This window comes from Lapillicoccus sp. (assembly GCF_036559105.1).
Taxonomy (GTDB): domain Bacteria; phylum Actinomycetota; class Actinomycetes; order Actinomycetales; family Dermatophilaceae; genus Lapillicoccus.
On record NZ_DATBTV010000029.1, the window covers coordinates 1 to 7732 of the forward strand.

Here is a 7732-nt window from a genome sequence, read left to right on the forward strand (position 1 = left end):
GTTCGCCACCGACGCGGAGCTCGCCGACTTCGCGGACCCCGACGACCACGACCTCGTCGAGCGGATCGACCTCGGCACTACCGACGTCGAGGCATTTCGGGGCGACACCGAGGCGGCCGTCGCGCAGCTGAGGGCCTGGGTCGCCGACGAGTGGCGGGTCGTCGTCGTCACCGACGGCCACGGACTGGCCCGTCGCGTCCACGAGGTCCTGGGTGAGCACGACGTCGCGGCGACCCTCGCCCCGCTGGGCGACGACATCTCGACGGGCCTCGTGCACGTGACAACCGGGTCGCTGGGCCGCGGTTTCGTGGATGCGCGCCAGCGGCTCGCCGTCGTGACCGAGGCCGACCTGACCGGCCAGCCCGGCACCGCGGGCACGAAGGACATGCGCCGGATGCCGTCCCGTCGGCGGGGCCAGGTCGACCCGCTGCAGCTGCGACCAGGCGACCACGTCGTGCACGAGCAGCACGGCGTGGGCCGGTTCGTGGAGATGGTGCAGAGGACCGTCCAGAACGCGACCCGCGAGTACCTCGTCATCGAGTACGCCTCGTCGAAGCGGGGCCAGCCGGCCGACCGCCTCTACGTGCCGACGGACCAGCTGGACCAGGTCACCAAGTACGTCGGGGGCGAGGCGCCGACGCTGAACAAGCTGGGTGGCTCCGACTGGCACAAGACCAAGGCCCGGGCCCGGCGCTACGTCCGTCAGATCGCGGCGGATCTCATCCGGCTCTACAGCGCCCGGATGGCCACCAGGGGTCACGCGTTCGGACCGGACACGCCCTGGCAGCGCGAGCTGGAGGACGCGTTCGCCTACGTCGAGACGCCCGACCAGCTGTCGTCCATCGACGAGGTCAAGGCCGACATGGAGAAGGAGGTCCCGATGGACCGCCTCATCTGTGGCGACGTCGGCTACGGCAAGACCGAGATCGCGGTGCGCGCGGCGTTCAAGGCGGTGCAGGAGGGCAAGCAGGTCGCGATCCTGGTACCCACGACGCTGCTGGTCACCCAGCACTACAACACCTTCTCCGAGCGGTATGCGCCGTTCCCGGTCACCGTCAAGGCGCTGAGCCGGTTCCAGACCGACAAGGAGGCCCGCGAAGTCCTCGAGGGCTTGGCCGACGGCCGGGTCGACGTCGTCATCGGTACCCACCGGCTGCTCGGCTCGGAGGTCCGGTTCAAGGACCTCGGGCTCGTCGTGGTCGACGAGGAGCAGCGGTTCGGCGTCGAGCACAAGGAGCAGCTGAAGACGCTCCGCACGGCGGTCGACGTCCTCGCCATGTCAGCCACGCCGATCCCGCGCACCCTGGAGATGGCCGTCACCGGGATCCGCGAGATGTCCACTCTGGCAACGCCTCCCGAGGAACGCCACCCCGTCCTCACCTACGTCGGCGGCTACGAGGAGAAGCAGGTCACCGCGGCCATCCGACGCGAGCTGCTCCGCGAGGGCCAGGTGTTCTTCGTCCACAACAAGGTCAGCTCGATCGAGCGCGCCGCGTCGCGGCTGCGTGAGCTGATCCCCGAGGCGCGCATCGCCGTTGCGCACGGGCAGATGAGCGAGAACCGGCTGGAACAGGTCGTCCTCGACTTCTGGGAGAAGCGGTTCGACGTCCTCGTCTGTACCACCATCGTCGAGACCGGACTCGACATCTCCAACGCCAACACCCTGGTCGTCGACCGGGCCGACGTGCTCGGGCTGAGCCAGCTGCACCAGCTGCGGGGCCGCGTCGGACGCGGGCGCGAGCGCGCATATGCCTACTTCATGTACCCGCCGGAGAAGCCGCTGACCGAGACCGCCCACGACCGGCTGATGACGATCGCCAGCCATACCGACCTCGGGGCCGGCATCCAGGTGGCCATGAAGGACCTCGAGATCCGCGGCGCGGGCAACCTGCTCGGCGGCGAGCAGTCCGGCCACATCGAGGGAGTCGGGTTCGACCTCTACGTACGCCTGGTCGGCGAGGCGGTCGCGGATTTCAAGGGGGAGGGTCAGACCCAGCTCCAGGAGATCAAGATCGAGCTGCCGGTCGACGCGCACCTGCCCCACGACTACGTGCCGGGCGAGCGACTGCGGCTCGAGGCCTACAAGAAGCTGGCCGCGGTCATCGACGAGCAGGAGCTCACCGAGATCGAGGAGGAGCTGCGCGATCGCTACGGCGCCCCGCCCGAGCCGGTCCGGAACCTGCTCGAGGTCGCCCGGCTGCGCACCGTGGCCCGCTCGGCCGGGATCGGCGACATCGCCGTCCAAGGACGCACCGTGCGGTTCGGGCCGGTCCACCTGCGCGAGAGCCAGCAGCTGCGGCTGCAGCGGCTCTACCCGGGCTCCATCGTCAAGGACGCGCTCGGGACCATCCTGGTCCCGCAGCCGACGACCGCCCGCGTCGGCGGGACGCCACTGCGGGACGACGCGGTGCTGCGCTGGGCGTCCGACCTCGTCCGGGCCGTGTTCCTGGCGGACATCGCCGCGGCCGGCAACGCGGCCGCGCTGACCGCCGCGCGATGACCGTCGAGCAGGACCCGCACTGGGCCGCGTCCGTGGCGTGGCTCGTGCAGGTCCTGCGCAGCGTCGGCAACGACGGGACCGTTCACGCGCTCCAGACCGCACCCGCGGGCATACCGGCGGACGCTCTGGCCCGGGCCGCCGACTTCCACGGGGTGGCCGGCTTCGCCCGTCTGGGCCTCGCGGAACCGACCCCGGAGCTGACCGCTGTTGTGCACCAGGCCCAGGCCCGCCACCTCCGGGCGCTCGACGACCTCCGGCTCGTCGTCTCCGCCCTCGGCGGCGCCGGCGTCGACGTCCTCGTCGTCAAGGGGCCGGCACTCGTCGCCACCTGTTACGCGGGTCCGCTGTTGCGGTCCTACGTCGACCTCGACGTGCTGGTGCGTCCGTCCCAGCTGCGTGAGGCCGTCGCCGCCCTGGAGGCCGCCGGCTGGACCCTGCTCGACGCCAACTGGCCCCTGCTGTCCTCCGCGGGCGTCGGTGAGCTCAAGCTCGAGGGACCGACCGGGGGAGCGCTCGACCTGCACTGGTCCTTCGGAAAGGAGGGCGACCCGGCCCCGCCCGTCGACACGCTGATGCGCCGGTCCGTGGGCGTGAACGACGGGGAGCTGCACTACCGGACGCTGGGGCCCGCGGACTTCGCGGTGCACGTAGCCCTTCACGCCGCTGCGTCGGGAGGCCATCGGCTGGTGTGGTTGACCGACGTGCGCGGTGCACTTGCCGCTGGTGGCGCGGCCCTCACCTCGGACGCGCTGGCACGGACTGCGCGAGAGTGGGGCGCACGCCCCGGCTTGGCGCTGATGGTGAGCCGGATGCGGCGGACGCTGGGACCCGAGCCGACCTCTGGCCCGACCCTCGCGCGACGCGGGGTATGGACAACGGTCACGCGGATGGTCGACCGGCGATGGCCGCCTGAGCTGGTCGGCGAGTCCGGGTCGGCCAGCAGGCTCGTCGCACGCTCGTGCCGACGTAACGGCCTGCGAAGCCTCCTGTCGGTCGGATCGAAGGTCCTGGGGTGGCGGCGGCAGGGCGGCGGTCAGCCGCTGGGTCCTGAGGTGCTCCACAACGCCTCCGACCCGCGCTCGGGGCTGTACGCGTCGGGCGGCCAGGAGGGTAGGGAGGCCTTCTTCGACGCCGTCGTCTCGACTGGTGAAGGAGCGCCGCTTCGCGGTCGTGAGCCGGCGTGACGGCGGCTCAGGCCAGCAGCTCGGCGAGGGCGGCGGCGGCCTCCTGCGGCCGGTCGTACCGGAGTCGGACGACGTCGAGGGTCTGCACCAGAGCGGTCAGACGGGCCCAGGCGGCTTCGGGGGCCCAGGGCCGACCTGGACCGATGTTCAGGCAGTTGGCCAAGAGCACCGCGCATCCCTGGCCGCGGCTGAGGGACGTCACCACCGCGCCGGGGATCTCGGAGGACGTTCGCTCGAGCACGACGACCACCGCCGCCGGAACCGGCCTGGCGACCGGTGCGGTGAGGCCCAGGAGGGCGGGGGCCGTGGCCCGCTCGCTATCGGGCGGGCCGTGCGCTGGCGAAGGGAGCCCGAGCAGGCGCCGACTGTTGCCGTCCAGTCCGAGGGGCCGCGGGTGTGGCCAGAGGACGTCGTCGACAGGGTCGAGGCAGGCCGCCTCGTCGGAGACGAGCCGCAGACCGGCCTGCAGGCCGGCTGCAACCAGGGTGCTCTTCCCGGCGCCCGAGGCGGCCGGCGCGATCGCCGCACCGCGCTCGCCACCGAGCACCGCCGCGTGGAGGCACAGGCACCGTGTGGTCCCGAGCAGGCGTCGATCCACGGCACCGACCACCACCGCCGCCGCTTTGTCGACGTCGGCGGGCAGGGCCGTCCCGTCGACGAGGACGTCCTGACCCACCTCGGTGACGTCGACGACACCATCCGCGGATACGGAGTCGACGGCGACCTTCAGGGGTGCCAACACGTCAAGGACGAGGTCACGCACCCCTGAGGGGAGGAGGTCCGAGGCGACGAGGTCGACGCGCGCACCGGCACCTCTGAACCGAAGTTCGCTCACGGGCCGCTGTCGACGACCACACCGGCGGAACGCAGCTCGCCCAGGGCGAGGGCGACGTCGTCGGCGATGACCTCCGGCTCGACCGCGTACGCGGTGGCCAGCGCGGCCACGATCTGCTCCGAGGTCGCCTCCCCGTCGACGAGGGACCAGACGTCACGAGCGGTACGGTTCAGGGCGAGAGCCCGGCCAGTCGCGGCGTCGAACAACGAGAGCTCGTCCCCGAGCGGCTGCTCGCGCACCGTGGTCGCATGCCGTCCGGCGGACTCGGACATGGGTACCTCTCGAAGTCGGAGCCTGCGCTGTCGGTCACCACGGTAGTAGTCGCGGGCCGTCGGGGCCGGGCACGGCAGGAGGTCGCGAGGGTCCGGGATGGCCCGATGTGACTATTTGACCGGAGGGTTCGCCGAACCGGCGACTTTCGCGGCGCCCGCACCATAACGTGTGCACTGTCGTCTGTGGGGGGCGGCGGGAAACGTACGACAGAGGAAGTCAACAACAGATGTCCGAGCGTCCAGGCTCTTCACCGTCCATTGCGCGTCGCACGGCCCTCAAGGGCGCCGGTGTCGCCGTCGGGACCCTGTGGGTCGCACCACTCGTCCAGGTCGTGTCGATGGACAGCGCGTCGGCGGCCTCCGCGCCGCCCTCGCGTGTGCAACCGTCGACAGGCGGCGTCAGCGCCGCAAGCGCCGAGAGCGCGGTGAGCGCCGAGAGCGCGGTCGCAGCCTCGTCCTTACCGAAGACCGGCGCGGACTCGGCTTTCCCGTTGGCGGCAGTCGGGGTCGGTGCGATCGCCGCAGGGTCGGCGGCGGTCGTGGCGTCTCGGCGCGCGCGGGCCCGTGCGGAGGCCGCCGCGGACCTCGCCGAGGACGTCGACGAGAGCTGACGTCCACTCTGGTGACGGGCTCGTAGAGCAGTGCTCCGACTAGGGCACAATGGGCCGGCGACAGCAGACTCCCGAAAGGAATGCGGATGCCGGTTGGCTTCTCGGTGCGGCGACGTGTCCCTCGTGGGCGGTCCAGCGCTCTCGCCGCGGCCGTCCTCGCCGCGATCCTGGCGCTGACCGGCTGCACGACGCTCGACAAGGCCAGTACCGCGGCCTTCGTGAACGGCACCGCGATCTCCGACGCGACGGTCGCCGAGGTGACGAACCAGTTCAACTCCGGCCTGGCGACAACCGCGGACCAGAAGATCAAGGAGAACCAGGCCCTGGGGGTGCTGATCCTCGCGCCCTTCGTCCTGAACCAGGTGAAGGCGTCGGGCAGCTGGACGCCGGACGCTCGCTACAACGCCGCCGTGCAGAAGGTCCCGGACGCGACCCAGGCCACCAAGGACTTCATCGCGACCTCGATCATCCTCGCTCAGGGGGGCCCGCTGACCGAGACCGACGTCACCGCCATCCTCGACCAGCTGAAGAAGGCCGATGTCGTGCTGGACCCGCGGTTCGGCACGTGGGACCCCACCAACGGCGGGTTCCTCACGTCGCAGGACAACTGGATCAAGCCGACCGCGGCCCCGGGTGACGGCGCCACGACGCCCGCTCCCACGCAGGAGCCGGCGCCCAGCCCGACGGGCACGTCCACCGGACAGTGACGGGTCGCCTGTACCTCCTGCTCACCAGTCCTCGGGTCGGGACCGGCCTGCTAACGCGCGAGGCGTGGCAGGTCCTCGACCGCGCCGACGTGGTGCTCGGCCACGAGGGCGAGCCGCAGGTCGAGGCGCTACGGGACTCGGGCGTGACCGTCGTGGTGCCGCCGGACAGCCCCGCGACCTTCCTCGGGCGTGACCTGGTGACTCGCGCCGCCGCGGGCGCCCAGGTCGTGTGGGTCGTCTCCTCGGACGGCGACCCCGGCCTCACCGACGTCGTGGCGGGCGAGGTCTCCCGGTTGCCGCAGGCCCCCGACGTGGAAGTGCTTCTGGGTTCGCACGACGTCCCCGGCGGACGGCTGCTCGACCTCGTCGCCGTGATGGACCGGCTCCGCTCGCCCGGCGGTTGCCCTTGGGACCGGGCGCAGACGCATACCAGCCTGGTGCCCTACCTCGTCGAGGAGGCGCACGAGGCGGCCGAGGCGCTGGAGTCCGGCGACCGCGACCACATGGTCGAGGAGCTGGGTGACGTGCTCCTCCAGGTCGCCTTCCATGCGCGGGTGGCCGAGGAGGATCCCGAGGCGCCGTTCGACATCGACGACGTCGCCGCGGGCATCGTCGCCAAGCTGGTGCGCCGGCACCCGCACGTCTTCGCCGGCGGTTCCGCTTCCACACCGGGCGAGGTGGAGACCAGCTGGGAGGCGATCAAGGCGGCCGAGCAGGCCGTGGCGGCGGCGGACGGCCCCGTGGGTTCGGACCCCCTGCGCGGCGTTCCGGCCGGTATGCCGCCGCTCGCCCGCGCGACGAAGGTCGCCTCGCGACTGCGCAGGGCCGGGCTCGGCGACCTCCTCACGGAGGCGGCCAGGGGCGACGAACCCGGCGCCCGGCTGCTGGCCCTCGTGGCCGAGCTGACCGCCGCCGGCGTGGACCCTGACACCGCCTTGCGCGGTGCGCTGCGCGGTCTCGTGGAGCGGGTCGGTCCGCCCTCCGAACCGGCCTGACGACTACGCTGACGCGCAAGGTCCGCCCCGGGAGCGACGGTGGTCGCTGCCCGGATACCCACCCTCAGACAGGAGCCCACGTGGCCAGCATCGAGGCAGTCGGAGCCCGCGAGATCCTCGACTCGCGGGGCAACCCCACCGTCGAGGTCGAGGTGGCCCTGGACGACGGGACGATCGCCCGGGCCGCGGTCCCGTCGGGCGCCTCGACCGGAGCCTTCGAGGCGTCCGAGCGCCGTGACGGCGACGACGCGCGCTACCTCGGCAAAGGCGTCGCCGGCGCCGTCGACGCCGTGCTCGACGACATTCACCCGCGGCTGGTCGGGTTCGACGCGAGCGAACAGCGGCTCATCGACGCGGAGATGATCCGGCTCGACGCGTCGGCCAACAAGGAGAACCTCGGCGCCAACGCCATCCTCGGTGTCTCGCTCGCCGTGGCCCGGGCGGCCGCCGACTCGGCCGGTCTGCCGTTGTTCCGCTACGTCGGTGGACCCAACGCGCACGTCCTCCCGGTGCCGATGATGAACATCATCAACGGCGGCTCGCACGCCGACTCCAACGTCGACATCCAGGAGTTCATGATCGCGCCGATCGGGGCGCCCTCGTTCAGCGAGGCGCTGCGGTGGGGTGC

Annotated in this window: 7 protein-coding genes and 1 pseudogene; 6 read left to right on the forward strand and 2 right to left on the reverse strand. The window is 72.0% G+C overall.

Annotation, left to right across the window (positions count from 1 at the left end; translation table 11 throughout):
- Both mfd and VIG79_RS04310 read left to right on the forward strand, forming a co-directional pair.
- Nucleotides 1-2500, forward strand: a 2500-nt coding sequence (mfd, locus tag VIG79_RS04305; RefSeq protein WP_331882574.1) for a transcription-repair coupling factor, incomplete at its 5' end; no start/stop codon positions are given.
- Entirely contained in the window at nucleotides 2497-3684 is a 1188-nt protein-coding gene (locus VIG79_RS04310; RefSeq protein WP_331882577.1) for a nucleotidyltransferase family protein, read from the forward strand. The genes mfd and VIG79_RS04310, both read left to right, overlap by 4 nt.
- 7 nt (nucleotides 3685-3691) lie before the next feature.
- Here VIG79_RS04310 and VIG79_RS04315 read toward each other — a convergent pair whose 3' ends face one another.
- Entirely contained in the window at nucleotides 3692-4519 is an 828-nt protein-coding gene (locus VIG79_RS04315; RefSeq protein ID WP_331882579.1) for a hypothetical protein, read from the reverse strand.
- The gene (locus VIG79_RS04320) at nucleotides 4516-4791 is read right to left on the reverse strand and encodes a PqqD family protein (RefSeq protein ID WP_331882581.1); all 276 of its coding nucleotides are present in this window, start codon (nucleotides 4789-4791) and stop codon (nucleotides 4516-4518) included. The genes VIG79_RS04315 and VIG79_RS04320 overlap by 4 nt, the downstream gene beginning before the upstream one ends.
- A 227-nt stretch (nucleotides 4792-5018) precedes the next feature.
- On the opposite strand from VIG79_RS04320, the gene VIG79_RS04325 reads away from it, so the two are divergent.
- From VIG79_RS04325 to eno, 4 genes and pseudogenes are all read left to right on the forward strand, one after another.
- The gene (locus tag VIG79_RS04325; protein ID WP_331882584.1) at nucleotides 5019-5402 is read left to right on the forward strand and encodes an LPXTG cell wall anchor domain-containing protein; all 384 of its coding nucleotides are present in this window, start codon (nucleotides 5019-5021) and stop codon (nucleotides 5400-5402) included.
- A gap of 86 nt (nucleotides 5403-5488) precedes the next feature.
- Nucleotides 5489-6109: a hypothetical protein gene (locus tag VIG79_RS04330; RefSeq protein WP_331882587.1), complete on the forward strand. Its 621-nt coding sequence runs from the start codon at nucleotides 5489-5491 to the stop codon at nucleotides 6107-6109.
- The gene (locus tag VIG79_RS04335; protein ID WP_331882590.1) at nucleotides 6106-7104 is read left to right on the forward strand and encodes a MazG family protein; all 999 of its coding nucleotides are present in this window, start codon (nucleotides 6106-6108) and stop codon (nucleotides 7102-7104) included. The genes VIG79_RS04330 and VIG79_RS04335 overlap by 4 nt, the downstream gene beginning before the upstream one ends.
- 80 nt (nucleotides 7105-7184) lie before the next feature.
- Nucleotides 7185-7732, forward strand: a pseudogene (gene eno, locus VIG79_RS04340) (phosphopyruvate hydratase); the annotation flags it as partial.

Coding starts and splice junctions, on each gene's coding strand:
- VIG79_RS04325 (WP_331882584.1), top strand. CDS start 5,019: ATGTCCGAGCGTCCAGGCTCTTCACCGTCCATTGCGCGTCGCACGGCC.
- VIG79_RS04310 (WP_331882577.1), top strand. CDS start 2,497: ATGACCGTCGAGCAGGACCCGCACTGGGCCGCGTCCGTGGCGTGGCTC.
- VIG79_RS04320 (WP_331882581.1), bottom strand. CDS start 4,791: ATGTCCGAGTCCGCCGGACGGCATGCGACCACGGTGCGCGAGCAGCCG.
- VIG79_RS04330 (WP_331882587.1), top strand. CDS start 5,489: ATGCCGGTTGGCTTCTCGGTGCGGCGACGTGTCCCTCGTGGGCGGTCC.